This is a genomic window from Deinococcus psychrotolerans (assembly GCF_003860465.1).
GTDB lineage: Bacteria > Deinococcota > Deinococci > Deinococcales > Deinococcaceae > Deinococcus > Deinococcus psychrotolerans.
Map to the genome: position 1 here is coordinate 1 of NZ_CP034189.1, position 26,101 is coordinate 26,101.

Annotated in this window: 22 protein-coding genes; 6 read left to right on the forward strand and 16 right to left on the reverse strand. The window is 58.4% G+C overall.

Going from position 1 to position 26,101, the window contains the following annotated elements:
* Entirely contained in the window at positions 1-576 is a 576-nt protein-coding gene (locus EHF33_RS20800; RefSeq protein WP_124875879.1) for a gluconate 2-dehydrogenase subunit 3 family protein, read from the forward strand.
* A 4-nt stretch (positions 577-580) separates the two neighbouring features.
* Entirely contained in the window at positions 581-2,137 is a 1,557-nt protein-coding gene (locus EHF33_RS20805) for a GMC family oxidoreductase (RefSeq protein ID WP_124875881.1), read from the forward strand.
* A gap of 192 nt (positions 2,138-2,329) precedes the next feature.
* Here the strand turns inward: EHF33_RS20805 and EHF33_RS20810 are convergent, their stop codons facing one another.
* The 8 genes from EHF33_RS20810 to EHF33_RS20845 form a co-directional block, all read right to left on the reverse strand.
* Positions 2,330-3,064 (reverse strand): M48 family metallopeptidase, encoded by a 735-nt coding sequence (locus EHF33_RS20810; RefSeq protein ID WP_124875883.1) that lies wholly within the window; start codon positions 3,062-3,064, stop codon positions 2,330-2,332.
* Positions 3,061-6,315, reverse strand: coding sequence for a type I restriction endonuclease subunit R (locus EHF33_RS20815; protein WP_241191489.1), 3,255 nt, complete (start codon positions 6,313-6,315; stop codon positions 3,061-3,063). The genes EHF33_RS20810 and EHF33_RS20815 overlap by 4 nt, the downstream gene beginning before the upstream one ends.
* A gap of 30 nt (positions 6,316-6,345) precedes the next feature.
* Entirely contained in the window at positions 6,346-7,848 is a 1,503-nt protein-coding gene (locus tag EHF33_RS20820; RefSeq protein WP_124875885.1) for a Fic family protein, read from the reverse strand.
* 84 nt (positions 7,849-7,932) lie between these two features.
* On the reverse strand, positions 7,933-9,237 hold the full coding sequence (locus EHF33_RS20825; RefSeq protein ID WP_124875887.1) for a restriction endonuclease subunit S: 1,305 nt from the start codon (positions 9,235-9,237) through the stop codon (positions 7,933-7,935).
* Positions 9,227-9,577: a type II toxin-antitoxin system PemK/MazF family toxin gene (locus EHF33_RS20830; protein WP_124875889.1), complete on the reverse strand. Its 351-nt coding sequence runs from the start codon at positions 9,575-9,577 to the stop codon at positions 9,227-9,229. The genes EHF33_RS20825 and EHF33_RS20830 overlap by 11 nt, the downstream gene beginning before the upstream one ends.
* Complete coding sequence (locus EHF33_RS20835) at positions 9,574-9,822, reverse strand: AbrB/MazE/SpoVT family DNA-binding domain-containing protein (RefSeq protein ID WP_124875891.1); 249 nt, start codon at positions 9,820-9,822, stop codon at positions 9,574-9,576. The genes EHF33_RS20830 and EHF33_RS20835 overlap by 4 nt, the downstream gene beginning before the upstream one ends.
* Positions 9,823-9,888: 66 nt before the next feature.
* Positions 9,889-11,391 (reverse strand): type I restriction-modification system subunit M, encoded by a 1,503-nt coding sequence (locus EHF33_RS20840; protein WP_124875893.1) that lies wholly within the window; start codon positions 11,389-11,391, stop codon positions 9,889-9,891.
* A 285-nt stretch (positions 11,392-11,676) separates the two neighbouring features.
* Positions 11,677-13,251 carry a hypothetical protein gene (locus EHF33_RS20845; protein WP_124875895.1) on the reverse strand — a complete coding sequence of 525 codons (1,575 nt, stop codon included), beginning with the start codon at positions 13,249-13,251 and terminating at the stop codon, positions 11,677-11,679.
* Positions 13,252-13,604: 353 nt separating this feature from the next.
* Here EHF33_RS20845 and EHF33_RS20850 point away from each other — a divergent pair, with 353 nt between their 5' ends.
* Positions 13,605-14,720: a GIY-YIG nuclease family protein gene (locus EHF33_RS20850; protein ID WP_124875897.1), complete on the forward strand. Its 1,116-nt coding sequence runs from the start codon at positions 13,605-13,607 to the stop codon at positions 14,718-14,720.
* Between the two features lie 770 nt (positions 14,721-15,490).
* On the opposite strand, the gene EHF33_RS20855 is transcribed toward EHF33_RS20850, so the two are convergent.
* The 4 genes from EHF33_RS20855 to EHF33_RS20870 form a co-directional block, all read right to left on the reverse strand.
* Positions 15,491-16,069 carry a hypothetical protein gene (locus EHF33_RS20855; RefSeq protein WP_124875899.1) on the reverse strand — a complete coding sequence of 193 codons (579 nt, stop codon included), beginning with the start codon at positions 16,067-16,069 and terminating at the stop codon, positions 15,491-15,493.
* Complete coding sequence (locus EHF33_RS20860; RefSeq protein WP_124875901.1) at positions 16,066-17,076, reverse strand: hypothetical protein; 1,011 nt, start codon at positions 17,074-17,076, stop codon at positions 16,066-16,068. Before EHF33_RS20860 ends, EHF33_RS20855 begins: the two co-directional genes overlap by 4 nt.
* Before the next feature lie 324 nt (positions 17,077-17,400).
* Positions 17,401-18,357, reverse strand: coding sequence for an N-6 DNA methylase (locus tag EHF33_RS20865; protein ID WP_124875903.1), 957 nt, complete (start codon positions 18,355-18,357; stop codon positions 17,401-17,403).
* A gap of 417 nt (positions 18,358-18,774) precedes the next feature.
* Positions 18,775-19,359: a restriction endonuclease subunit S gene (locus EHF33_RS20870; RefSeq protein WP_124875905.1), complete on the reverse strand. Its 585-nt coding sequence runs from the start codon at positions 19,357-19,359 to the stop codon at positions 18,775-18,777.
* A gap of 513 nt (positions 19,360-19,872) precedes the next feature.
* Between EHF33_RS20870 and EHF33_RS20875 the strand changes: the two genes are divergently transcribed.
* Positions 19,873-20,634 (forward strand): hypothetical protein, encoded by a 762-nt coding sequence (locus EHF33_RS20875; RefSeq protein WP_124875907.1) that lies wholly within the window; start codon positions 19,873-19,875, stop codon positions 20,632-20,634.
* Positions 20,635-20,639: 5 nt separating this feature from the next.
* On the opposite strand, the gene EHF33_RS20880 is transcribed toward EHF33_RS20875, so the two are convergent.
* The 4 genes from EHF33_RS20880 to EHF33_RS20895 form a co-directional block, all read right to left on the reverse strand.
* Positions 20,640-22,040 carry a ParB/RepB/Spo0J family partition protein gene (locus EHF33_RS20880; protein ID WP_124875909.1) on the reverse strand — a complete coding sequence of 467 codons (1,401 nt, stop codon included), beginning with the start codon at positions 22,038-22,040 and terminating at the stop codon, positions 20,640-20,642.
* A 507-nt stretch (positions 22,041-22,547) separates the two neighbouring features.
* On the reverse strand, positions 22,548-22,994 hold the full coding sequence (locus EHF33_RS20885) for a type II toxin-antitoxin system VapC family toxin (protein ID WP_164473663.1): 447 nt from the start codon (positions 22,992-22,994) through the stop codon (positions 22,548-22,550).
* The gene (locus EHF33_RS20890; protein WP_124875913.1) at positions 22,991-23,239 is read right to left on the reverse strand and encodes a type II toxin-antitoxin system prevent-host-death family antitoxin; all 249 of its coding nucleotides are present in this window, start codon (positions 23,237-23,239) and stop codon (positions 22,991-22,993) included. Before EHF33_RS20890 ends, EHF33_RS20885 begins: the two co-directional genes overlap by 4 nt.
* 542 nt (positions 23,240-23,781) lie before the next feature.
* Entirely contained in the window at positions 23,782-24,495 is a 714-nt protein-coding gene (locus tag EHF33_RS20895; RefSeq protein WP_124875915.1) for an IS6 family transposase, read from the reverse strand.
* Between the two features lie 362 nt (positions 24,496-24,857).
* Between EHF33_RS20895 and EHF33_RS20900 the strand changes: the two genes are divergently transcribed.
* Positions 24,858-25,301: a hypothetical protein gene (locus EHF33_RS20900; RefSeq protein WP_124875917.1), complete on the forward strand. Its 444-nt coding sequence runs from the start codon at positions 24,858-24,860 to the stop codon at positions 25,299-25,301.
* Positions 25,302-25,524: 223 nt separating this feature from the next.
* Entirely contained in the window at positions 25,525-26,085 is a 561-nt protein-coding gene (locus EHF33_RS20905; RefSeq protein WP_338135054.1) for a DDE-type integrase/transposase/recombinase, read from the forward strand.
* The last annotated feature ends 16 nt before the right edge of the window (positions 26,086-26,101 follow it).

Below are 26,101 nucleotides of genomic sequence, written 5' to 3' on the forward strand. Positions count from 1 at the left end.
ATGGATGAACCGTTGTTCTCCGCCGCCGTCCTGAGCCGCCGGGAAGTGCTGGCCCGAATGGGTCTGGGGCTGGCTGCCCTCACCATCAGCACCGTCCTGGGGCCGCTCAGTCCTGCCCAGGCCCGCGTTCAGGGTGTGCCACTGAAGCATTTCACGCCCGCCGAAGCCGCAGCGCTCGAAGCCTGGAATGACACGCTGGTTCCCGGCGCTGCCGAGGCCGGGGTGGTGTACTTCTTGGATGACCAGCTCAGCAAGGATCTTCCCTTACTCCTGCTGCGCTACACCGATTTTCCAGCCCCCGCCCTCAGCTTTTACCAGGGCGGAATTCACGCTCTTGACGCCCTGAGTCAGGCCCAGTACCAGCAGCCTTTTGCGCAACTGGACGCGGCAAAGCGCACCAGCCTGGCTGGACAAGTGGCGCAGGGCAGCGCCAAGCCCTGGGACGGCCCGCCCGCGCCGCTGTTCTATTTCGTGACCCGCAGCGACGCGGTGGACGTGTACTACGGCACCGAGGCGGGATTCGCCCGGCTCAAGCTCCCCTATATGGCGCACATCGCGCCCCCAAAGGCGTGGTGAGGTCATGGACAAGGTGGATGTGCTGATCGTCGGTGCCGGAGCGTCGGGCTGCTTACTGGCTGCCAAACTGGCCCAAGCTGGAAAATCGGTGTTGCTGCTCGAAACTGGCCCGCAGCACGCGCTGGGGAGCAAAGGAGACCTGTACAGTTCGCAGATCTGGGCACGCCGACTCAAATGGGGTGGCCCGAGCAGTGAAACGGGCGGAGCCAATCCTCTCAGTGTGACCTTCAACTCGGGCTGGGGCGTTGGCGGCGCGGCCATCCACCACTACGCGGTGTGGCCGAGGCTGCACGCAGACGACTTCCAGCTTCGCAGCGACTTTGGAGTGGGCCGCGACTGGCCCCTGACTTACGACGATCTGCGCCCATATTACGACCGGGTGCAAAAAGAAGTCGGCGTTTCAGGCGATCATAAAGCGGAAATCTGGCGTCCGGCGGGGGAGCCGTACCCGATGCCTCCAGTGCCGATGTTTGCACAGGGCCGTCTGATCGCGGGGGGATTTACCAAACTTGGGATGCAGACCTCTCCGATTCCGCTGGCGATCAACACCGAGGTGTACAACGGGCGAGCAGCCTGCATTTACGACGGCTGGTGTGATGCAGGCTGCCCCATCGGGGCGCTGGCGAATCCACTGGCCACCTATCTTCCACAGGCCCTCGAGGCCGGGGCCCAGGTGATGACCGGAGCCACCGTCACCAGGGTGCTGACCAACGCGGCGGGGACTCAGGCCAGCGGGGTCGAATACTTTGACGCATCGGGTCAGCGCCAGGAACAGCTGGCGCGGGTGGTGATTCTGGCGGCCTTCGCGGTGCAGAATCCGCGCATTCTGCTCAACTCGCGCGATGGCGGACTGGCCAACCGCAGCGGGCAGGTCGGTCGCGGCATGGCCACCCACCCCTCGCTGGGGATTTATGGGATGTTCAAGGAAGAGACCCAGAACATCTACGGCGTTACCGGCGGCCAGTTACTTAATCAGGACAGCTACGCCAAAGCGCCCAGCCAGGGTCAGAAAGCGAGTTTCAGCTGGCTGATCGCCAACGCCCTGAAACCCAACGACCTGCTGGGCGTCGCGGGCAGCCGGGTGGATCTGTTTGGCGAGCCACTACACGCTTTCATGCAGCAGGCCTCAGGCCATCTGGCAATCATGACTTACATAGGCGAGGACCGCATCAGTGAGGACAACCGGCTGACCCTCAGCAGCCAGAAAGATCCCTACGGCTTTCCCGTCGCCCAGCTGGTTCACCAGCACAGCAAAACTGGCCTGAGTGCCGTGGAAGTAGGCACGAAACAGGGTCTGGCGGTGATGAAGGCGGCGGGAGCCACCGAGAGCTGGGCAGGCGGTCTGGGCGGGCAGCATATCTTCGGCGGCACGGTGATGGGCCGTGACCCGCAAACCTCCGTCACGGACAGTTACGGCGGAACCCATGATGTGCCCAATCTGTTTGTGACAGGTACAACGCTGTTCGCCTCGACAGGCGCGGTCAATCCGACGTTCACGGTTCACACCCTGGCCCTGCGAACCGCCGACCATCTGATCGAACGCTGGTCCGAATTCGGCTGAGACATTGTTGCGATCCTCCAACTCCGTTTGAGCTGCCTCGTGGGCACCACAGGAGAATGCCGAGACGAAGGGAATGAATATATGAATGAATGAAAGTATGAAAGCACCGTGCATTCGCGATGCGCTGGTTCTGTCCAGTGGCGGCCCAAAGAATGAAGATGGATCTTCGGTCATTTCGCGTTTAAACTCAGGTCAACACTCACCTGGTAAAGCCACCAGGCGGTTGAGCCGTGCGCGTCTGACTTTCCAGTCCGGCAGCACCCGGCCCAGCAGCGCGTAGTACGCCCGCGCGTGGCTGAACTCTTTGACGTGGCACAGCTCGTGGAGCAGCACATAATCGATGCACTCTTTAGGTGCCTGCGCCAGCAGGGGATTGAAAGTGAGCTGCCCTGCGTGCGTACAACTGCCCCAGCGCGTCGCCATGCGCCGCAGTTGGAATGTCCCCGCATGATGAACGCCGTGATGGGCTGTCAGTTCCAGACATGGGACTATTCGCTCTTCGATCACCTGCTGGGCGCGTGCCCGGAACCAGCCTTGCAGCACCCGCTCAGCCCGGTTCGGAGACCGCACCGTCAGGAGCAACTCACCGCGCGTGAGTTTGACGCCTTCCGTTTCGCCTGCCTGCACGCGGAGGCGATGCTGCCGACCCAGATACCGGTACGATTCGCCGCTCAGGTATTTCCGGGCAGGCAGGGGAGGGGGGAGCACGGCCAGTTCCCGCTGCTGCCGGAGAATCCAAGCGCCGCGAATCACGACTCGGCGTTCAATCTCAATGTCCGGAGCCTCCAGCGGCGCGGCAGCCTGCACCGTGCCGTCGGGCAGCACCTCGATACTCAGCGTCTGGCGTGCCCGGCGTACCAGTCGGTAAACAATGCGGGTGGTGCCGTACTGAGCGACGCGCTGGGAGACGCCGGCCCGCTTCGTCACACCTGATCCCGGTGCCGGGCCACGGACAGCACCTTCTCGAACAAGGCGTCGCGTACGGAGTGCGGAATGCGCTGGTTTCCCAGCTGCTCAAGTTCGTAGAGCTGATCGTCCATGGAGTCCATCATGCGGTTGCGGACACCCAGATTCGTGTGCCAGTCGCGAATCTTGAAGCGTTCGATGACCTCCTCGAAAAGCAGGGCAGCGCGAATCAACTGCTCAGTCAGGTTCGGTACCTCGCTCAACATCGTGCTAAACGCCTCCTCCAGCAGGCCGAAATAAGCGCGGGCCTCTCCCCGTTCATGCAGACGCAGGTCGCCTTCCTGGGTGCCGCGCTCGCGGGCCAGGCGGGTGAGTTCTTCTGCGCGCTTCAAATACTCCAGATCACTCAAGCGCTCGGCGCGGTGGTCGGCAATGGCTTCGTCCACCAGTTCCGAAAGGCGCTTGTAAAACGCCGGGTCTTCTTCCATCCGCTCGGTGACGGCCCGCCGCACCCGGCTGGTCATGGTGTCGGCACGGGCCACCGTTCCCTCGATGTCACCCAGTTCCTGTTGAGACGCCTCGACTTCAAAGAGGCTGACCGGCTCAACCAGCGCCGCCACACTGTCCGCGCCGACATGCTCCTGCACCAGTTTGCGCAACTGCGCTTCCAGCGGCCCGAAGTCCACGCTCTCACCGTAGCGACGCTTGACAGTGGTGCGTAAATTGAGAAAAAAGCGCAAATCACGGATGTAAACCTGCCGCTCGGCTTCCGGCGTAGCATCTAGGAAGCTCGGCGTGCCGAGGGCCAGTTGCAGCGTCTTGGCAAAGTGGGTCAGGGTTTCGTAGAAAGTGTCCCGGCGATCCTGCGGCTCCAGATGACGTTGCATGGCCTCGAAATCCTGGCGATTGACGCCGCCGAACACGTCCCAGACATGACCGTGCCGGGTTTTAAGCAGGCCGATCTCGATATCTACGCTCTCAAGCGTGCCCGCCACATCAGCGGGGTCAAAGCCCTCGGCCTCCAGGGCGGCGTAAATGTCGAGAGCTTCGGTCAGCTCACTGAAAATGCCCCGGTAATCCACCACCAAGCCGTAATCCTTGCCGTCGTACAGGCGGTTGACGCGGGCGATGGCTTGCAGAACGCTGTGCTCCTTGAGGCGCTTGTCCAGGTACAGCACGGCATTGCTGGGCGCGTCAAACCCGGTCAGGAGTTTGTCGACCACGATCAGCAGCTCAGGATCGCCGTCCCCTTTGAAGGCCTTGATGACGTTCTTCTGATAAGCGTCCGGAGAGCCGTAGCGGTTCATCATGTCGCGCCAAAAGGCCTGTACTTCCGGCACGTCGGCTTCATCGACGCTCTCACGGCCTTCGCGGGTATCGGGTGCGCTGATCACCACCGCCACACTGACGGTGCCCCAGCGCTCGAAGATCTTCTTGTAGCGCACGGCATCGAGCTTGCTGCTGACCGCAAATTGAGCTTTGAGGCCCCGGCCCTGGTAGGTCTGCCGGAAGTGCTCACCGATGTCATAAGCGATCTCTTCGAGGCGTGACGTGGCTCCCAGAACCGTCTGGGCGGCCCGGAACTGCCGCTTGAGGTCTCGCTTCTGGGCCTCAGTCAAATCACGGGTGACGCGCTCGAACCAGCGGTCGATCTGTTCCTGTGCGCCGTGAAGCTCGGCGTGCCGGGCCTCGTACTTGAGCGGCGCGACGGCCTTGTCCTGCACGGCCTTGGCCATCGAGTAGGCGTGGAGAATGCCGCCGAACTTCTCAGCAGTACTCTTTTCTTTCTTGAGCAGCGGCGTGCCGGTAAAGCCGATCAAGCAGGCCTGCGGCAAGACACTGCGCATCAGGGCGTTGGCGCTGCCGTACTGACTGCGGTGGGACTCGTCGACCAGCACGAACACGTCAGGGCTCTCCACCTTGAACTTCTCGCGGGCAACCGCTTCGAACTTATCGATGATGGCGGTGATGACCTGGGTACGCTCCGAAGCCAGCAGCTCCAGCAGATGTGCGCCGCTGTTGGCTTTGGTAACCGCCGCACCGGTGTTTTTGAAGGTGTCTTTGATCTGGTCGTCGAGGTCGATACGGTCGGTCACCAGGACAATGCGCGGGGCCTCAGCATCCGGCAGATGGGTCAGGGCACGGGCCAGCATCACCATGGTTAGGCTCTTGCCGCTTCCGGTGGTGTGCCAGATGACCCCGCCGCGCCGGCTGCCGCTGGGCGTGCGCTCCTGTACCCGCTGCAAGGTGGCCAGCACCGCATAGTACTGCTGATAGCGGGCCGCTTTCTTGACGCCCGCGTCAAAGACGATGAAGCCGCGGATGAAAGGCAGCAGCCGCGCCGGGGAGAGCAGCGAGGCGATCAGCTTGTCCTGGGCGGTGGGCAATCGGGGGCCTTCGTGCCAGGCGCGGTCCAGTTCGGCGCGCAGCGGCGCGTCCCGCCAGCCGAGGATCCGGGCACGCACTTCGGCGGGCAGCGGCGCGGAGATGAGCACTGGCAGGGCGTCTTTAACTGACTCATCTTCCTCGCGCCATCCGGCCCAGTACTTGGCGTCCGCGCCGGTCGTGGCGTACCTGGCGTCATTTTGCGAGACGCCCAGCAGCAGTTGGGCAAACGCGTAAAGCAGCGGGATCTCCTCACGGGCATGGTTGCGCAGCGTCTGCGAAATGGCTTCGGCGACCGCGCCGTCCATATCCGGGCGTTTGCACTCAATGACGACCAGCGGCAGGCCGTTACAAAACAGCACGATGTCGGGGCGGCGCGTTCGGCTGCTGCCGCTGCGTTCCACCTCGTACTCCTCGGTAACGTGCCAGATGTTGTTTTCTGGGCACTGCCAATCGATGAACCGCACACTGAAGGCCTTACGGTCGCCGTCTATGGTCTGATCGACGGTGACACCCAACGTCAGCAGATCGTAGGCTTTATAGGCGGTGGTGTAGATCGCCTCGAACGGCAGGTTCAGCAGCTGATCGGCGGCCTTCTGGAGGCCCTCGGGCGTGAAGGATTGAACACGGTCAAGGTAGGTGACGGTGTTCAGCTTCGCCAGCGCTTCCAGCAGCACGTCGGTGAGGATGACCTGACTGCGCCGCCCCCGCCGCAGAGTGACGGTCTGGGCCGGGGTCAGGTAGGTGTAGCCCAAATTGACGAGCTGGGCCAGCGCAGGCAACTGACTGGAAACGATTTCACGCAGATCTGGGGTGGACAGGGGAAACCTCCGAGGATGAGGGTCAGCGTAGCGTGTGGAAGCGCGGGGGGGGTGCCTCTCCTGCACCCGTTCACAGCCTGACGGTGTCAATCAGGACTATTCGTCGTTCTCGGCGAAGACCTGCCGGGCACGTTCCTCGATCAGCCGAAGTTTTTCAGGCGCAATGTCGGCAAATTGTGGGCGCTTGTTGTTGGACAGTCGGCCCCGCTGCTCCATCAGGTAGCGCACCAGTTTCTTGGCCTGCACGTCAGGGAGGTCTTGGGCATAGGCCACCTGAAAGATCTGATCGAAGCGGCTGAGCCAGTCCAGTTCGCCGCTGAGGTCACGGGCAATGGTGTCCTCGATGCGGCCATAAAGATACTCCACCAGCGTCGTGGCATCGAAGTGACGGTAGAGATGGGCCGTTTTGCCGCGCACGGTCAGGGTCAGTTCACGCGGGTCCAGCTCGAAGTCGAGGTGCTCCATCAGGGGGCGGCTGAAGCTCTCCAGGGCGTCGTCATAGCCTCGGCGGTCTCGCAACATGCTGGCGCTGATGGGGAAGATGCCCTCCGGCGGCGTAAAGTCGCGCTTCTCCAGCACCTGATGAATCAGGTAGCGGTGCAGCCGCCCGTTGCCGTCCGGAAAGGGGTGAATGAAGACGAACGCGAAGCTGATGGCCGCCGCTGCCAGCACCGGATCGACTGACGGGTCACTGAGCAGGCGGGCCGTCATCGCCTGCCAGCCGTCCATCAAGGCAGGCAAGTCCGCTGGTTGCGGGGTGACGAAATGCACCTGTTCCTGGCCCTGCCCGACCGTTTCGCCCACGAACACCTGATCGGTGCGCCAGCCCTCCAGCGGAGTCTGGCCCTCCACGATCTGCTGCTGCAAGGTCCGCAGCGCGGCAGGGTCCAGCGGATTGAACTTCCTGGCGTTGCGCAGCGCCTGCACAAAACGGCGCTCCCTGGCTTTGTCAGGCTGCTCACGCTCGATCTGAAAGCTGGAGAGGGTTTCGGTGGTGTAGAGGAAGGTGATAGCCCGCGCAAGGAGGGCCGGGTCGTACTGCCGCAGGAGCTGCCGGGCACGCTGGTCGAGTGCACTGCGCCAGGACTGCTCCAGCCGGTCGGTGCGGCGCACAGTCACGCTGAAGGCAGCGGTGCCCAGGAGGTTGTCGGTCACGCGGTGGCGGGGGCTGTTGCGGCGGGCTGCGACGTACTCCCAGCGTTCATTGAGTGCGCCGACATAAGCACCGCTGGTGGTGTCGGGAAGCTCCAGGGTCTGCCCGGTCAGCGCTTCGTACAGAAACCAGGCCCGGCGCGAGCGCTCGCCAGTCGGTTCCTGCTGCACCCACAGCCGAATCTCTTCTGCGCCCCAGGTTCGGAATGCCGCACTGAGGAGCCGCAGGTCTAGCGGTTCGTAGCGCAGAGCAAAGCGGAGGTGGTCGAGGAGGGTGCCCCCGTGACGGTAACTCTTGGGGTAGGTGTGCTGGGCTGAGCTGACCCCCTGCTCGATCTTCCGGGTGGTGCCGGTGCTGACCCAACTCTGCTGGTAAGGCTCCGGGACGTTCAGGCCAAGTTCGGTGTGGAGGGCCAGTTGTCCGGTGGCGTACCTTCTGGGCGGCATCAAAAACCACTTACCATGAGAGAAAATCACTTAAAGTGAGAGCGAAACTGGGTAAAAGCGGTAACAAGTCAGGGCAAAAGTGACTCATGGCCCGGTCTGGAGATCATCCACCTTGACCCGCACCCGTCCCGTCAGCAGCAGATCCATCAGCCCGCGCTTTTGCTGCTGCACCGCCGCCTGCTGACGGGTGAGGGCGCTGAGTTCGGCGTCCAAGGTAGAGAGGACGGAGGCGATGGCTTGTTGCTCGGGGAGGGGTGGGAGAGAGATCAGGAAACTCTTCACTTCTTTGCTTGTAACAGATTCAAATGTACTGCCCTGAATTAGTGCTCCCCAAGAATTCTCTTTTGCGATAAGAAGCTGATACATAAAATCCTGGTCTTCCTTAGCCCTAATCGATGCGACTCCACGTCCAATACACGCATCGGTAAATGTTATTGCCACCTGACCGACTGGGGCGCGAACACTTAAAATAATGTCTCCTGCTTCGCACTTTCGTGTAATTTCAGAAGTGTACGTACGGGGCTGGGCTATACGGTTCTTAATATCGGCATTTCCTTGAATAAGAGGCAGTCCATTTTTGTCTGAATTATATGCAGAAGAACTGGGCGAACTACCCATTTCAACGCTGGAAAACTGCCCCAGCTCTCCAGTTTTCCATTCCCCTTCAAACCCCTTCAATCTCCGTTTCCCCGTGAGCAACTGCTCAGCCAGCGCCCGCTTTTGCTGACGCTTGGTGTCAATCAGGTGGGCGAGGGTGGCTAAGGCGTCGTCCCAAGCGGAGAGGATGGCGGCGATTTTGTGTTGTTCGGGGAGGGGTGGAAGGAGGATTGGAACGTTTAGAAAATTTGCTTGAGACACATTTTTCATTCCACTTCCGCCGGAAGAGCTTTCTAAAATCTCATTTCTAACGAGTGCAGTGTTAATTAAGTAAAAAAGCCAAAGCGTGTTGGCTCCTTCGTGAGCTTGAATCTGCCAAATTTTATCAGGCAAGAAAAGATAATCATATTCTAAATTGACGTAAGTGTTTGCGCCCACAAGTTCAGCACTTCCGCTTGCTCGTGCAAACAATATGGACTTCGCCTTAACAATTGTTCTTGCATGAGGTATATCGGAATCCCAGATTGCTTTAGATTCCGCTTCAACGAAATAACCACTGGAAACTGCGCTAACTTTTAAAACACCCTTTTCGTTTTTCTCAAGGGGACGATCATCTCCATTGACACTTTTGCCACTTTCAATAACACCGATGACATCCTGTATCTTTCCTACCGTCCACCCTTCCGGCACAGTCTTCACGTCGCTCATTGCCACGCGGCCTGTGTGGGCCAGCGGGGGCGAAAGCCTGAGCGGGGGTGCAAGGCGGGGAAATTGGGCGAGATCATTCTTCATCCTCAACAACGGCGTTCAAAATGTCCAGAACCTCAAACAGTGTTTCTTCTGGCACGGCCTCTATGATCTCGGCATTGCGTACTTTCCAATCCACAGAACGGGTGTGATGTACCAGAATGACGCCGCTGATGCTCAGGCCCGCTGGCAAGGGGACTTCAAATTCGTGCCCCCTGACCCGACTGGTAATCGGGGCAGCAAACAGCAAATTGGTCGAGCGGTTGAACAATGAAGGCGTAATGACCAGCGCGGGGCGGCGGCCTGCTTGCTCGTGTCCGGCCTGGGGACTGAAATCCAACCAGATCAGGTCGCCTTTTTTGGGAACGGGAAGGCCCGGCGTCACCACACTTCTGAGCCTTGTGGCTCGCCCCAGTCCATTTCCCCGCCGATCAGCTCAGGCGTGACCCCGATCAGCAAATCAGCCAGCTTCCGTTTGTGACGCTTCGGGCGGCTGGGCACAATCAGCAGGCCTTGTTCTGTCAACTCAAGTTTGACGTCGCTGCCGTCTTGAATATTGAGGGTGCTGGCGTAATCGCGGGGAATGCGAATGGCGAGGCTGTTGCCCCAGTTGCGAATGGTTCCTTTCATGACGCCTCCGTATACGCATCATGATACATCACGAAGGAGTGGCGGCGGCGGGCAACTGTTCCCGGTTCACAAGCCCAACTCCGCCAGATACCCGCGCATCTTGTCCCGCGCCTGCGCCCACTCCTGCTCCAGCACGTCAATGTCGGCTTGCAGGGCGGCCACATCTATTTCGGCCTGCTCCTCGCTGGTGTCCACGTAGCGCGGAATGTTGAGGTTGTAATCGTTGGTGCTCAGCTCGCTCTGCGCCACCACACGGGCGTACTTGTCCACGTCCTGCCGGGCGCGGTAGGTGTCCACGATGCAGGCCAAATCGCTCTCCCGCAAGTTGTTCTGGTTCTTGCCCGCCGCAAAACTTTTGCTGGCGTCGATGAACAGCACGTCACTCGTGGCCTTGCCCTTGCGGAACACCAGCAGCGCGGCGGGAATGCCCGTGCCGAAAAACAGGTTGGTCGGCAGCCCGATCACCGTGTCAAGCAGGTTCTCTTCAATCAGTTGCGCCCGAATCTTGCCTTCCGCGCCGCCGCGAAACAAAACGCCGTGCGGCACCACGACCACCATCCGCGAACCGACCTCGGTCATGCTGGCGATCTTGTGGCTGATGAAGGCGTAATCGCCCTTGCCCTTGGGCGGCAGGCCCCGGTGGAAGCGTCCGTGCCGGTCACTTGCCATATCGTCCGCGCCCCATTTGTCGAGGCTGAATGGCGGATTGGCGACAACCACTTCAAACTTCATCAGCTTGTCGTCTTCCAGGTGCAGCGGGTTGCGAATGGTGTCGCCCCACTCGATGCGGGCGTCGTCCACATCGTGCAGAAACATGTTCATGCGGGCCAGGGCGTAGGTGCTGCCGTTGTTTTCCTGGCCGTAAATGGCGTAGTTGCGGCTGCCTTTGGCCTGCACATGCTGGGCGCACTTGATCAGCAGCGAGGCGCTGCCGCAGGTCGGGTCGTAGATGCGCTCGCCGGGCTTGGGGTCGGCCAGCCGCGCCATCAGCTCACTGACTTCCGGCGGCGTGTAAAACTCCCCGGCCTTCTTGCCCGCGCCCGCCGCGAACCGCGAAATCAGGTATTCGTAGGCGTTGCCGATGATGTCGAGGTTGCCGATCCGGCTGGGCCGCAGATCGAGCTTGGGATTGTTGAAATCTTCCAGCAGCAGCTTGAGCCGGACATTGCGCTCTTTGGTCTGGCCCAGCGCCGCCTCGCTGTTGAAGGTGATGTTGCGAAATACACCGGCGAGCTTGCCCTTGTTGGCGTCCTCAATGGCGATCAGGGCTTGGTCGATGATCTCCCCGATGTTGTCGGCGGTGCGCTGCCGGTACAGATCGAGGAATAAGCTGCCGGGCGGCATCACAAAGCGGTCTCGCTCCAAGCGGCGTCGGATGCGCTCCTCGTCGTCTCCGAATTGCTCTTTCAGGGTGTCGTAATGGTCCTGCCACACATCGCTGATGTATTTCACGAACAGCATCGACAGCAAGTAATTCTTGTATTCGCTGGGGTCGACCGTGCCCCGGAAGGTGTCGCAGGCTTTCCAGAGGATGTTGTTGATCTCGGCTTGATCGATGAAGTTGGTCATAGGTTGATACCCCTGTTTTAGCGCAGTGGGGACAATCAGTGGGAAAGGACGCTCCTGGAAGCAGCCAAATCAAATGCTGAGCGCCCTCTGGATGGTGCGGGCATTTGTCTAGATTTTCCCATAGCAGTCAAACCATATCCATGACCGGTGTGACGACGCTGCCCTCAGTGCGGAAGATTCGCCAGAACCTACTCTGAATTAGAACTGCGGCAGCTCCTAATAGATGCTCGCTGAGACGCGTGATAAAGTTAAAGCCATTTTTACTGATCGATAGGGCGAGATCGCTCACTGATCAATTTCGCGACCGATATCACGCCCCACAAAATCAAACTTGCTGATCAGTTCCAGCATTCCAATGACCTGACCATCGCTGAAACGGTACTTAGCTCCGATACCAGCGGTCTTGCTCTTGACCATCTCCAGTTCCATCAGTTGGACATCTGCACCGCCAGTTTTTGGCCGGTACCGGGCTCCGACTTCGTATTTGCCTTCACTGAGCATGTCCACTTGAGCCACTGGCTTTTCAAACAGAGTGTAGGCTGCTCCGTTGGCCTGCAACGCCTGCTGCTGGGGTTTCTGGCTGGCTACAGCGCCGATCATCCGGTCAAGGCCGCGCGCCGCGAACGTCACCATACTGCCACCCTGCTGCCTTGCCTCACTGCGGGCCGCTTCGCGAACCAGCGTGATCTCGTCGGGCAAAAGGCGCAGCCAGTCCTTGCGACTGTGGCCGCCAGTCATAGTCAATTCACCGAGGAGTTCATCGAGCCTGTGCTTGCCGACCATCGCCTTGATGCCCTGATGCACCTCTGAGCCCACAGGAGCCACAGGACGGGCCGCTAGGACAATCCGGGGCACAGGAACCAGTGCTGCCACTTGCAGGGCCACTGTAGGGCTCGCCGCCGCCGCGCCACCCGCAACTTTTGGAAGGACTTGATCGTTAACGTCTCCAGCTCCTAGTAGCTCATTAAAGTCTTGATCGGTGAGAGCGAGCATGTCACTGGCCGCGTCAGCGGCTGTCGGCGAAGCCGCTGGTTGTTCCAGCAGGGCCACAGCACTCAGTTCTTCCTGAATTGCGGCTTTGTTTTGAAGCGAAGCGTTTTCCGAGGAGGAGTTCGGGACTGGGTCTTCCTGCCTAGCCTCGATCCTAGACGACGTCACAGGCGGCCTTGCGCGCGCGTCTTCTTCCAGTGGAATAACTCCTCTGTTTAAGGTATCTGGGAAAGATTCCTGTGTAAGGATTCCTGTGTTATTGCTACGGACATTTGTCCGACTCGACTCGGAACTTTGTCCGACTCCATTCGGAACTTTTACCGGCTGCATCCGGACATTTGTCCGACTGGTCTCGGTCACTGCTTCCGGGTGGGCATCCGGTTGCGCCGAGGCGACGTTTTCCGCTTCAAGGTCAGCTGAGGTCGGGTCAAGATCCGGCTGTGGACGCTGCGCTTCCCAGAGATCCACCGCTTCTTGGACGGCCAGCCGCTGGAAGAGCCATTGCGGGGTGCGGTCCCAGCGGCGGGTGGGGTTGCTGCGGGTGCTAACGAAGCTGCGGTTCACAAGTTCGCCCAGTTTCAAGCGGATGGTCTTTTCGTTGTAGAGGCCCAGCAGTTCGGTGACCCAGCTTTCAGCGCTCATGCGCACCCACAGGCCCTCCTCGGCGTTGGCGGGGGCATTACCCTGCCGTGCAGCTTTGTTCTTGCCCCGGTTCTGCTCGCGTTCCTTGAGCTTGTAGGTGTACCAACGCTCCAGGGCGTTGAGGAGGTGAGCTTCGCAGGCGTCACCTTCGCAGATGGCTAGGTAAACCTCGCGCAGGGCTAAAGTGCGCTGGCCAGCGGGTTGGCGGATGGAGAATCCCTCACTCATGGTGTAACTCCAGGATGCGCAGCCTGGTCTGGTTGACCGAGATGCACAGGGCGCGTATCCTGTGCATAGGCGAAAGCCGCCGGACTGGCGAGTCCGACAACGATTCGAGTTTTGATTGGATGGACACCCTCTGCGACTAATGGCTTGCACGCCACGCGGGGGGTGTTCCCTTTGGTCTGTGCTCGGTGACCGCCGGGGTGCTCTCAGCATAGCAGGCAGATGCGTCAGAAATTACATTTCTTGGCCCCCCCTGCGTGCGGCTTGAGAAGTCTCATGCCCTACCTGCCGGGTGGCCAGCAGGTCAATTCCTTGAAGGGTAGTCAGAGGCAAAGACCTACTTCTAGAATATAGACATGGCTTCTGGTTATCTTTACGCCCTTGCAAATGAAAGCATGCCCGGTGTATTCAAAGTGGGCTGCACTTCCCGGAATCCATTTGACCGCGCCAAGGAACTGCGGACCACCGGTGTTCCCACCGCTTTTCATGTCGTCGCGGCAGTCTTAGTTGCAGATATTAAGACAGCTGAGGCAAGTGCCCATACGTTACTCGGTAAAAATGGTCAGCGCATTGATGACGAACGTGAGTTCTTTAGTGCTAATCTCGCGCATATAGTGTTAGTGTTCTCGCAAATATTGAATGAAACCGGAGAGGCCAAACCATACGACGAGACTCCGGTAAGTCACGAACAAATACTCAAGGACGCTAATACCTACCATTTTGGAGAAGGGACAATACCACCCGATCTAAAGAAAGCTCTCAAATTATATGACCAAGCCTTACAGCTTGGTAGCCATGAAGCAGCCTTTGCTCTATCTAAGATTTATAGAGAGGGACAAGGAATCAGGAAATCTACCGAAAAAGCGAGTTATTACACTAAGAGGGGCAGAGAGCTCCGTAGAATGGAGAGTGAAACAAGTGACTGGCCACTTTGGTATTGGCTTTCCACACTCTCAGAGAAGGAGCAGCATGACAATGACAATGGAGATTATTATTCTCCTTTAATAAAAGCAGGTAGTCAAGGTAGAATCGATATACTTGATTTGATCTTGCCCAGAGTTTTAAAGCAAGATAGACATAAAGAACACAAATTTGACTTATTCTTATCAGTAGGGGCGGTGGCGTTTAAGGCAGAAGACGAAAAAGGAGCAAATGATATTATAATATGGATTGCAGAAAATTTAAAAACCCATAATATATCAATTTCTAGAGCTCCGTATTTTGTTGTTAAGTGGATTAATGGACTGATGCTTTCCACAAGCCAATATGCAACAATCCTTAATCAAAATCGTGGAAACAGGATGGATGATTTTATTAGAAAGATATTTATCATTAGACGACTAGATACAGATGGAAAAATCAAACTTCCTTATGATCTTTTGAGTCGATTACGACTCAATCATATAGACAGAATGAAATATATAAGCTCTCCAAATCTATTAATACAAGCTTTGGAAGACTGTTTTGCTTAATTTGATGCAATAGAATTGTATTGCCTTGCATCACTGTGTCTTCTATCATATTCTTCTTTATAAAGTTGACAAGAATGGGACGGATATATGATGGAGGATTATCTGTTAAAACAGAAACTCATGCATATCTATCCACAGAATCTTTTTTGGTATCCCGGACTGCTTCTGTGGCAGATTTCCCTGATTAAAATACATCAAATGCACTTTTATTACTCGTTACATTATCCTTGTACAAATCCATCCCTAATTTATTACAACTATTCCATATTAGACCAAACATAGCAAGATAGTCAGCGATTAGATTACTATATTTTGCCAAAGCTTGAATTTAGACAAGTTTGTCATCTTTATTAAACCAAGCGTATATTAATTTATCGTGACTAAAAAGATATCCATTATAAATCTGATCATTCGCTCCGTATTTGTCTGCTTTTTTCCCAATTATTACATCCTTATTTAAGCCTAAAAATCTCAGCCCATGTGGTTGGAGCGCAGCTCTAAATTTATCTTTGGTAGTCGGTCATTTGACTCTGGCGAAAGTAATCTGATTGATCGGTTCGAGTAAATCTGAGGGAACTAATAATGATAAATGAATGCTTGTTGCTATTATAAGACAAAAGAAGATTAATTTAATAGATTTCATCATATTAATGATATTGTTTTATGCTCAATCAATCCTTCATAGACAGAATATGCATCTAAAATTATCTTGCTAGTTACTTTTTGATAATGATCCCCATCGATAATAGGCATCGGGCTTGTTTGTTTTATCAATCTGCTGCCTGATCTGCGCTCGGCACCGTCACCGCAATTCCGGCGCGCGAGGCCATTTTGAGGAAGTTCACCGTCTTGCCACGCGGGCCTTCCAGGGCCCTTGGCAGCTCTGCTTCGGGGGCAACGGGCTTCAGGGTCACAGCCCCCTGCGCTGCGTCCTTCTCGCGCAGCGCACGGGCATAGCGTCGCTGGAACTGCTCGCGCATGTCGCGGCGGCCATAGTCGCTGGCTTCTACTAGCATCTTGCCGCCGCCGATCTTCACAAGCACCTGGCGCTCCAGCGTATTCGGTTCGGTCAGCACATCATGTCCGCCGCACAGGCGGCTCATGATCCCGTCCCAGGCTTCTTCTGCGCGGGTCAGGAAATCCCCAAGGGCATGGTCAATCAGGCACTGCGGGCTGGGAAAGAACGTCTCGTGGCGGAAGGCGCGGACGCAGGCCGTCTTGAGTTGCGGGACGCTCAGTTCGGCGTCCAGGGCCTCCAAGTAACGTGCCATCGTCTCCTGGTTGTGGCGGGTCTGAAAGCGGTCCTCAAGAACGGCCCACTCAGCCAGAAAGATCTCATGGTCGATCATGCGCGGCCCGTCCTTTTCAGGTACTCGAGTCCCGAGGAGATCGTGTCGATGCTGCGCTGGTTCGCTTCGGCAGTGCTGGTGGGGCGGCTAGTGCGGCGGGCTTGGGGGGCTGCGAGCGCCAGCTCGGGCAGGCTGACGCTGGACTGCTGTAGAGACTGACGGCGCACCGCTTCGTCGAGCAGATCACGCATCCGGGTCGGCACTTTGACGCTGTGCTGAAGGTGGGTTCGCTGGGCCTCGGCGGCCAGCTCCTCAATGCGGATGAGCGGAAGCGTGAACCATTCTTGCCGGTCAACGCCCAGCGGCTGGATCTCGCCGAGCACGCGGGTCACGAAGGTGCTGCTCAGCTTGCGGCGCAGGTACGCCTCCGCCTCGCCTGCCGCGCCGCCCGGAACTTTCTTAGGAGATTGTGCGTCAGTGCTGCCCACAAGTGGGGGAGTCTGAACAGCTTCTGGTGAGGTCAGAGGGGTTTCGCTTTCGGCGGTTGGCTGTGCAGCCTTTTTATTTTCTGAAGGCTCAGGTTCAGCGAGAGGGGGCGGCGGAGCCGCTTGCTCCTCTCTCTCTTTTATTACATGCTCTTGATTATTTTCTAGATTATTACTTACTAGTACACGGCTTACCGTGTCCGGTTTACCGCTTACGGTTTGCCGCTTACGGTTTGCCGTATGCGGTTGCCCATCCTGCTCCACGATCATTGGCACTGGCTTGTCGAGGGGGCGCTCGTGGATGGTGTGCTCGTAAACGAATTTGCCCTTCTCGCGGCGTGCGGTGGTCTGGATGTAGCCGAACTTGCGGCCCTCGACGAAGATGGCGGCGATGGCTTCACGCCCTTCCTTGCCGCTCTTCTCGACTTGGGTCATGTAGGTGGTCCAGCCGTCTGGCTTGCCGAGCAGATACACCAGCACGCCGCGCAGGGCAAAGCTCAGGCGGGTGTCCTCGCTCAGTGTTTTAGAGACGACGACGTAGGGGCGGTCACGGTCGTGCTCGATACGGATGATCCCACTCATGGTGTAACTCCAGGACGCGCAGCCTGGTCTGGTTGACCGAGATGCACAGGGCGCGTATCCTGTGCATAGGCGAAAGCCATCGGACTGGCGAGTCCGACAACATCTTTCGGTTTTACTTATCGGTCACCCTCTGCGAACTACAGGCTCGTTACCTGCGCGGGGGGTGTTCCCTTTGGTCTGTGCTCGGTGACCGCCGGGGTGCTTTCAGCATAGCAGGCAGATGCGTCAGAAATTACATTTTCTGGCCCCCCCTGCGTGCGGCTTAAGAAGTCTCATGCCCTGCCCTGACTCGTGGCCAGCACGTCAGTTCCCGGACTCTTCTGCCTATTCGAGAGCGTCCAGCGCGGCCTTCATGGCCGAGGCGGCCTGCTGGGCGGTCTTTTGAGCTGCAGCCAAATCGGAGCGGATGTCTTCTAGGCTGCGGACGTAGGGGGCGGGCTCGTAGACATAGCGGCTGGGCTGCCATGAGTGATCGTTGTCGGCGAGCCGGGCCTGGTCGACAAACTCGTGGATCGCTGGCAACTCTTCGTCGCTCCCGCTGACGACCAACTTCGCCAGACGATCGATCACCTCGGAACTCAGGATGTTGTGCCGACCGTCCTTGGCCCTCAACTGGGAGGCATTGATCATCAGCACGTCGTTTTCAGCCGATGAGTGGTCTGCGGGACGGTCGAAGACCGTCAGTGCTACAGCAAGGCTTGTTCCGGGGTAGAGCGCTCTGGGAAGAGCAACAACTGCGGTCAGCCAGTTTGCATAGAATTTGCGGATCTCCCGCTCGCTGCCACTGCGGAACAGCGGACCATGGATGGTGATGAATACGGCGCGGCCTCCGGGGGCCAGCACCGAGAGGCCGTGCATCATGAACAGCCATTCTGCTGAGCGTGGTGGCGTTCGGGCGGCGAGAAAGCGTGGATCGTACCGCCAGTTGTCGTTTCTGGCCGTAATGTGGAGCCCGAAGGTGGGATCGGCGACCACCCGGTCGAACCGGCTAGCGTCCGTTTGGGGATCGGTCAGTGCATCTCCGGTTTGCAGCTGGAACGAGGTGATTCCGTGAAGCATCAGGTGGCAAGTGGCGACGAGCAAGACTTTAGGGCTGACGTCCTGGCCGACAAAATACACGCTGTTCGGATTCTCGCCCTGATCATGGAGGCGTTTGGCGACGGCCACCCATGTCCCTGCATAACCCACCGCGAAGTCGAGCAGGCGCATTCCTGGACGGATGTCTAGCAGCGCGGCGTTCAGACGGGCCAAGCTGTGCGGCGTGATGTGGTCGACTTTCATGTGGGGAACGACTACTCTGCTCGAGCAGTCCCGTAAAGGCGTCTGCTACGATCTGCCTGCCGTCCCAACCGGTGCCAGAAAGGGCGATCCGCTGGGTGCCTAGCTTGATCAGCGTGGACAGATTGTTGAGCACCTGTGGAGGCAGATCGAGATCTGGGAGACGTATGTTACCGAGCAGCGGCTCGACGGCCGCTTCGATTTTGTGGAGCATCGCTGCCGAGTCATGGGCACTACTCCACTCGTCTGCCTTGATCTCCTCTTTGGAGATTTCCTCTTCGGCCAGGGACATGGGGAAGGTCTGTGCGGTGTGAAAAAGAGTGAGCAGTGCGATAGTGGGCGTGCATTCGTGCACCGTAGCGTAGCCGCGAATGCAGTCGATCGCCTGAGCGTAGAAATCTTGTGAAAGGGACGTGGCCATCAGAGGCCTACTGGAATCAGGGTGGACAGTCGCATCTCGAGCGCTTCTGTCTGCAGGGCAATGACGCTCTCGACGGCGTTCCGGTAAGTGTCTTGGGCGGCGAAAGCGGCAGCGTAAGCTACCTGGCGCTTGAGCGGAGGCAGTGTGATCTTCACGTTCCGGAATTTCGAGAGCGAAATTCCTTGAACGGTTTGACCACTGAACAGCGGGGCCAAGTAAGTGCGCATCGCCTGAGAGCGCAATAGGCCAGCCATGAAATGGGGATCGGCGATGGCTGGATCCACGGTCAGAACGGTCAGGCCGTTGGTGGCGACCGCGTTATCGAGCTTGGCAGGAACGACGGCTGTCTTGATGTCGTTGGTCCTCATGGCGATCAGCACCTGTCCAGGACGTACCAGGGCGTCGCGGTTTTTGCGCAGGTCGAGGTGTTCGGACCGTCCAGTGTTTGACTGTGGTTGCAAGTTGTCGAGGTCGGTGACCTGCAAGAGACGGACGCTGGGGGCGTCGGGATCGACGTAGCGCTTGTAAGTCAAGCCCTGAACCAGCACGCCGACTTCGGACAAGGGAAGGACTATCGACTTCATACTGAACAGGTTCGCATATCTGACGCCACTTTTCAATACTTTGTAGATGTGCTACGCACTTTAATCAAAGAGCATAGCGCCGAAAACGCTAACCAGACTGAGTGAACTTCCTGGACTCCCCTGGGCGGGCATATCCCCTTCAAGACCAATTTACCTCTGTTATTTTGATAGGACAGACCTGTGGGCCAAGAGCCCAGAATCTACCGCGCCCGCTCTGGGGGCGGTTTTTTCATATGGTCGTGGAGGTGAGATGGAAGAAATCGATGAGTCTCGAGCGCCGAGACTCTCCTCGCTAGTGAGTGCCCCTCAAGGTCCCCGCAAACCTGTAAAGAGACCGCATCAGCCAGCATATTTTTGACCTGATCCTTGTAGAGGAACGTGCCCTGGAAGGTACTCCGAGACGTGCAGAACGCTCATTGAAGTTCATCGGCAACCGCAGCAGTACCGAAATTCAACCAAATGAAACGAAGAGGTGGTCCCAATGGGATCGCCTTTTTCGTTGAGAGGAGCAATATGACGTCATCAAAGGTCATTAAGGCCCGCGCCCAGCGCAAGCCCACTTCTGCCACCCGTATTCTGGACAGCCGACTCAGTGCCCATGAGGGCAAACGGCGCGACGAGCAGGCTGCGCGTGCCCGTCAGAGCAAGAACCGTTGGCTGGCCCCCACGGCGGTTCAGGAGGAGACGCTGCCGCACCTATGCCATTATTTGATGACCCATGGTGGCTGGTTGCCCAGCGTGCCGCGTGGCAACCCTCAGGCCCGAGTCAAGCGTCTGGAGGCGATGTACAGCGCCCACGGGCCGCTGGTGCTGCTGACCACCGAGTTGCACTCGCTCAATTGCCTGGGACTGCAGACCGTTGCCCTCGCCCGGCGCGGCAAGTCGAGGACGATGACTATGCTGAAGAAATTGACGGTGTCTGCGTGCCCGTTCGACGCGGTCTTGCAGCGGGGCGGCTTTTTCGAGGGAACCCACAGTCACGTGGTTTTGCCCCTGAGCTTTTTCAACGCGGAAGCCCAAGCGCTTCTGCTGGCCGCTCCCCGTGGTAGTGGGGGCGGATGCCAGCTGAAGTCCGGCGTTCACGGTGTAGTGATCGGCGACACCTCCCAGGACCGCCAGCGTGTAGCTGGCTACCTCAACCGTCACCCGGATGGCCGCTTGTATCTCCCGCTTCACCGCTCCGAGTGCCTCGCCGCGTATGAAGAGCTTCTGCTGCGCCGAAAACGCAAGGTTCGTTCAAAAGTGCGCTTGGCTTGGCACAGAAAGAGTGGTTGACCAAATTAATAGCCCGTCAATCTTGGAGAACAGCTGTGTTCGACCCGCTTGGCCTCGTCGAGCGCCAGCATCACCGACTGGATGAACTCGTCGTAATCGGTGATCTGGCTGGAGTCAGCGGCGGCAGCTTCCGGCCCCCAACCCAGCGCACCGGCCCGGTCTACCTCATTCCACGCCGGGAGGTGCAACACCGCGAGGTCAGCCTCTTCACGCTGGAGGGGCAGGACGTGCGGGGAGGCCGCGACGATACCGGGGCGGGTGACTTCGGGGTTGGTGGCGCAGACCAGCCGTCCCAGCCCGGTGCCGAACTCAATGAGGGGGCTGATCGGGCTGTCGATGCTGACCACACGCTCGGCAGGCACGGTGTAACTGGCCAGCAGGCGTCCGTAGATGCCCAGCGGCACCTCGAACTCGCCGTCTACGTGGCCGCGCACCATCACCACGCCGGAAACGATCTCGCCGTCCGCGTCCGAGTACGGCCCCGCCTCGCCCTGACCCCACAGCGGGTGATACAGGTCGCCGTACTGGGCGTCCTTCTCATACGTCTCGTCGGGGAAATGCCAGCGGTTGTCCACCGTTTTATGCTGGGCAGCCGACTTGCTGGCCGTCTCAGCGGCTTGCTGATAAGCCGTGGTCTGCCGCTGGTTTTTGGCTCCGGCCAAGACTTCGCGGGCAGCGCGTTTTGCCGCGTCCATCTCGCCCACTTTGTGCTTGCCGTCTTGCAGTTCCTTGGCGCGGTCAACGGCCTTCTGGCGCAGCTCGGCGTCCTTGATCTGGGCCAGCTCACGCGCTGCCCGCACGCCGCCCCCGGCATTGATGTACGCCTGCACGTCGTCGGGATAGCTGAGCATGGCTAGCCCCACGTCGGCAAAATGCCGCCACTCCCCACGCCCGTATTCCTGAAAAGTGCCGATGATGATGTTGGCCGCTGGGCTATCGATCCGGGCTTGATCTTCCTGCTCTTGACCGCTGACGGCCTTCCGCAGCCGGTGCATCAGAGAGGCAACCTTGCCTTCGGGCGTGGGATTGCTGCGCGGTTGCAGCCGAATAAATTCCTCTTCGTCTCTCAGGCGGATGGCCAGCAACGTAATAAGGGCGCGGGCTGTCTCGACGGGCGAGAGGTTTTTGCGGATCAAGTTCTCGGTGATCTCGACTTCGATAGCTTGGTCGTCGCTCCAGTCGCGCAGCAGGGTAGGCACGTCAATGCCCAGTTCTAAGCACGCCTGAACGCGCCTGCGCCCAGCCACCACCCCGAAGCGGCCACCCTCTTTTGGACGGGCGAGGACAGGGTGCAGCACGCCTTTTTCACGGATGCTGGGCAGCAAATCTTGGTAGCCTTGGGGGTCGTCGCGGGTGTGGTTGTCGAGGTCGAAGAGGGCTGGATCGAGGGTGGACAGAGGAGGCAGGGGACTATATACCGCTGTCCAGTAGGAGAGTAGGAGGGCTTACCCTGCATCGCAGGGCCAAGTCAGTCGGCAACAGAAGGAAGTTCCTGAGCACCGTGTCGAGCAGGCAACTCCTGAAATAGGGAACCAGCGGGCGGCCGTAGACCTGCGGCGCAGGGTAAAGGTGGGTCAAGTGTGGAAATGGGCGGAGCCACTCCGGCCCAAGCTCATGCAGAGGAAGCGGTGTGGTGTAGTCCTTTCCCGACGTGTAGCAGCCACGAGGTGGCATCAGGAGCACAGATGCCCCCGTTCCCCCGCCGCTCTGTCTGTAGCTTCCTATGAGCCGTAGCAGCCTCCTGTTCAGAGACTCGGCCAGTGCCTGCTCGAGCATCGGTTTCGCGGAGGCTGAGCCAACTCCGCAACTGTAACCGCGCCGCTGCCTCAGCGTGTCCAGGCGCTGAATTACACGTGGCCACCCGAAGAATATATAGATCGAGCGAAGTACAGGTTCATGCCACCTCTTTTCCATCAAGCGGTGACATAAGTCCACGGGTCGTAGCTATCAATGGGAAACACGGTGAAATCCGCGAGGTTGCGGGTTGCCACACTCAACTGGTGCACTGAGGCGGTCGCCGCGATCAGCGCGTCCACGGCCACACTCTGACGCGCACGCACAGCAGGCAGAGCCATGAACTCGCCCCAACGCTGGATCACCGTGTCGTCCAACGCCAAGATGCGGCCAGCGTAAACGGGCTTGATCTGGTCGTCCAGCCAGCGCCTGAGTTTGATAGCGCGTCGGGGATCCTTAGCCAGCACTATCCCAGTTTCGATCTCGCCCAGGGTGATCAGGCTGAGGTACGAAGCGTCTGCTGGGAGTGAGGCCAGGTAAGCCAGGACAGCTGGGCTGGGTCGTGGGCGAGTTGGCTCGCTGATTACATTGGTATCGAGAAGTACCCGCGCCGCTGGTCCACTCACAGGTCTGGCGTACGTCCTGGACTGGGGTGGCGCTCGAAGAGCTCCTCGTCCGGCAGGTCGCTCCAGTCGAAGCTGCCTGTGATGGCCTCCAGGGCATTTTGTGGTGCGGGGTGGGCAATGGGGGCCCGCTGAACCATGACCAGCGGTGTGCCGCCTTGAGTGATGAGCTGCGGCTCGTCATGGGCCGCCTCGATCAGCTGCTCAAAGTGCATCCGCGCGTCCTCCAGGCTCCAGATCTTGGTCATGAATAGAGTATTGCCTGTTTATCGGGTGTCTGCCGTGATCCAGACCCATACGTTCACCCATTTGATTTTCTCCCCTGCACCGCAGGCCTAACAGCTTTTCCCAGACTCTTTGCCCACGCTAGCGCTGCTGCCTCAGCTCGAGTGAAGAATGTGTTCAGTGGGCCTGCGCCCCAGGCCTGTCGTAGGGAGAGGAGTGAATGAAGCGCTGGATAGATATATTCCTGAGCGTACGCAGGCCTATGCCTGAGTCATCAGTCGGTGTTCGCTCGAGCCGTAGCGGCCTTGATCGCCTGCAAGCTATACCCAAGAGTCAGTCCGGCGAAAGGAAACATCAAAGGGGCGTCTGCTCCGAACGTAGCTTGCAGAGCGGCGCGGTACTCGATACCCCCGAGACCGATGACGTGATCATACCTCCCGAGCTGCATCGAGCTCACCTGCTGCTTGAGGATGTCCATTTGCACGTGGCCAGAGCGCTTGCGCTTGAACGGTTGTGTTGCCTTAACTGGCGTCAAGGCAGGCTGCGGGCGGAGGTGACCTGAACCTTAGCCCACCCCCGCCGCGACCGTTGACCACGCTTGGAACGCATGCTTTTGGTTTTGTCTTCTGGTTGATGCGGAGACGCTGGTGCGAGAATGATGGTGGAGGTTGGTCACTCGGGCGTGCAAACTCAGGAATTCCTGAGCGCGTTTCCGTCGTCTGAACCTCTGCTGACTTCGCTCTTGTCGCCGTGTGGGACGGTGGGATTGTTTGATCATGTTGTTGCAGCGCATTGTGTCGATCACCTGCTGGTGATCGACATGGGCGAGACTCGGTATCTCTCGGATTGCGGCCCCGTAACTCCGCAGCTGATCGGTACAGATCGTGTCTGGGACAAAATATTCGGCCAGGAGCCGGTTGAGGAACAATTTGGCAGCCTCAGTATCACGATGTCTCTGGAGCAAGATGTCGAGCACGAAGCCGTGCTCGTCCACTGCCCGCCATAACCAGTGTCGGACGCCATCCACTGTCGTGCAGACCTCGTCCAGAAGCCATCGGGAACCCCGCCGGGGTTCCCGATAACGCAGTTCCTCGGTCATGAGTGGGCTGAACTTGATACACCATTCGCGCAGCGTCTCATGGCTGACCACAACAATGCCGCGTTGGTGGAGCAATTCCTGAACATCTCGGTAACTGAGGGGAAATCGGTGGTACAGCCAGACGGCATGCTGGATGATCGTCATGGGAAAGCGGTGGCTGTAGGGCTTGGCATCGGTCACGGCGGATCAGCCTACCTTGAATCAGTTAAGGCAACACAACCATTCAATTTTATAAATCTGTAATCAGCGAAGCGTATTGCGATCACTCCACCCGGCAGTTCTGCTCTCGGCGAATCGAAGGCCCGACAGCAACTGCCCTAGTCAAAGAGGGAAGGCACGGTACCCAGGTCACAACTGGGTAGAGAAGACGACCGTCGGGGATCTCCCAGTGGCTTGCCCATTGATGTTCAGCGCCCGCAGGCTCACCCCTGTTCATCGGTTGTTCACTACCGGTTTTCTACTGTTCTCTCAGGCAGAGGGCAAGCGGTACACGCCCAGGGAGAACGAAAGCCTCCCCCCACTGACCACCCAAGGAGAACACCATGAACACCAAGACCAGACTGCTGATCGCAACCCTCGCTGCAAGTGTGGCCCTCTCCTTCTCCGCTTCCGCAGCAACCGCACCAAGCACCGGTGCCCCGGTACGTATCGCCCAAGACCAACCCAGCACGGCCCTGGTAGCCCTTCGTCTTCCCTACGTACCTAGGGCACGTGAAGCCGCCGCCCACTTTACCCCACCCGAGTTCTGCTACTCGGGCAAAATGAAGGTCGCCTGTACCTTGACAGACGTCCCTTCCGACGACCTCAATCAATTCACTCCACCTAAGTTCTGCTACTCGGGCAAAATGAAGGTCGCCTGTACCTTGACGGACGTCCCTTCCGACGACCTCAATCAATTCACCCCACCCAAGTTCTGCTACTCGGGCAAAATGAAGGTCGCCTGCACCTTGACAGACGCCCCTTCTAAGGATCCCACCCGACCATAAGCTCAAATTCTGGGGGGATCCCCCAAGTGCTTGTTCAAGTCAACAAAGGATGACCCCCCCACCAGTAAGCCGGTGGGGGTTATTGCACATTAGGTTCGCTCGAGCGACAGGAACCCTTATGGCCCATGCTGACCAAGGCCCATCCTCTCAGAGGCTGTTTGAAGCCTATGGGATAGTGAATTGGTTATGTTGCCTTAACCAGACTGGGGCAGGCTGACTTACCGTGACCGACCCGAAACCCTATCGCCACCGTTTCCCCATGACCATCATCCAGCACGCCGTTTGGCGTTATTACCTAAGTTATCGGGACGTTCAAGAATTGCTGCACCAGCGCGGCACCCAGGTCAGCCACAAAACCCTCCGCGAGTGGTGCATTAAATTCGCTCCCCTCTTCGTGGAAGACCTGCGCCACCGGGATAAGGTCTGTACGAGCGTTGATGGTGTTCGTCACTGGCTTTGGAGGGCTGTGAACGAGAATGGCTTTGTGTTCGACATTCTTCAGCGGTATAGGGGCTCCGAAGCAGCGAAGACCTTCCTGGCCCGATTGTTGGGCGAGTATGACGTCCCAGAGGTTATTCATACCGATCAGCTCCTCAGTTATGGAGCCGCGATCCGGGAGATCCCGAGCCTGGCGGACGTCGACCACCATCATTCCCGCACCAGCGTTCCCGCCAAAACCAGACGAAGCAACCAAAAACAAGCGTTCCAGACGTGGTCAACGGAGGGCAGGGGTGATCTGAACCTCAGATCACCCCTGCCCTCCGTTGACCGTGACACCAGTTAAGGCAACACAACCCAGT

What these genes read in the sequence shown, in the direction of transcription:
- EHF33_RS20800 (WP_124875879.1), top strand. Translation starts at nt 1, where the DNA reads ATGGATGAACCGTTGTTCTCCGCCGCCGTCCTGAGCCGCCGGGAAGTG.
- EHF33_RS20805 (WP_124875881.1), top strand. Translation starts at nt 581, where the DNA reads ATGGACAAGGTGGATGTGCTGATCGTCGGTGCCGGAGCGTCGGGCTGC.
- EHF33_RS20820 (WP_124875885.1), bottom strand. Translation starts at nt 7,848, where the DNA reads ATGCCGCCCAGAAGGTACGCCACCGGACAACTGGCCCTCCACACCGAA.
- EHF33_RS20825 (WP_124875887.1), bottom strand. Translation starts at nt 9,237, where the DNA reads ATGAAGAATGATCTCGCCCAATTTCCCCGCCTTGCACCCCCGCTCAGG.
- EHF33_RS20835 (WP_124875891.1), bottom strand. Translation starts at nt 9,822, where the DNA reads ATGAAAGGAACCATTCGCAACTGGGGCAACAGCCTCGCCATTCGCATT.
- EHF33_RS20840 (WP_124875893.1), bottom strand. Translation starts at nt 11,391, where the DNA reads ATGACCAACTTCATCGATCAAGCCGAGATCAACAACATCCTCTGGAAA.
- EHF33_RS20845 (WP_124875895.1), bottom strand. Translation starts at nt 13,251, where the DNA reads ATGAGTGAGGGATTCTCCATCCGCCAACCCGCTGGCCAGCGCACTTTA.
- EHF33_RS20850 (WP_124875897.1), top strand. Translation starts at nt 13,605, where the DNA reads ATGGCTTCTGGTTATCTTTACGCCCTTGCAAATGAAAGCATGCCCGGT.
- EHF33_RS20855 (WP_124875899.1), bottom strand. Translation starts at nt 16,069, where the DNA reads ATGATCGACCATGAGATCTTTCTGGCTGAGTGGGCCGTTCTTGAGGAC.
- EHF33_RS20860 (WP_124875901.1), bottom strand. Translation starts at nt 17,076, where the DNA reads ATGAGTGGGATCATCCGTATCGAGCACGACCGTGACCGCCCCTACGTC.
- EHF33_RS20865 (WP_124875903.1), bottom strand. Translation starts at nt 18,357, where the DNA reads ATGAAAGTCGACCACATCACGCCGCACAGCTTGGCCCGTCTGAACGCC.
- EHF33_RS20870 (WP_124875905.1), bottom strand. Translation starts at nt 19,359, where the DNA reads ATGAAGTCGATAGTCCTTCCCTTGTCCGAAGTCGGCGTGCTGGTTCAG.
- EHF33_RS20875 (WP_124875907.1), top strand. Translation starts at nt 19,873, where the DNA reads ATGACGTCATCAAAGGTCATTAAGGCCCGCGCCCAGCGCAAGCCCACT.
- EHF33_RS20890 (WP_124875913.1), bottom strand. Translation starts at nt 23,239, where the DNA reads ATGACCAAGATCTGGAGCCTGGAGGACGCGCGGATGCACTTTGAGCAG.
- EHF33_RS20900 (WP_124875917.1), top strand. Translation starts at nt 24,858, where the DNA reads ATGAACACCAAGACCAGACTGCTGATCGCAACCCTCGCTGCAAGTGTG.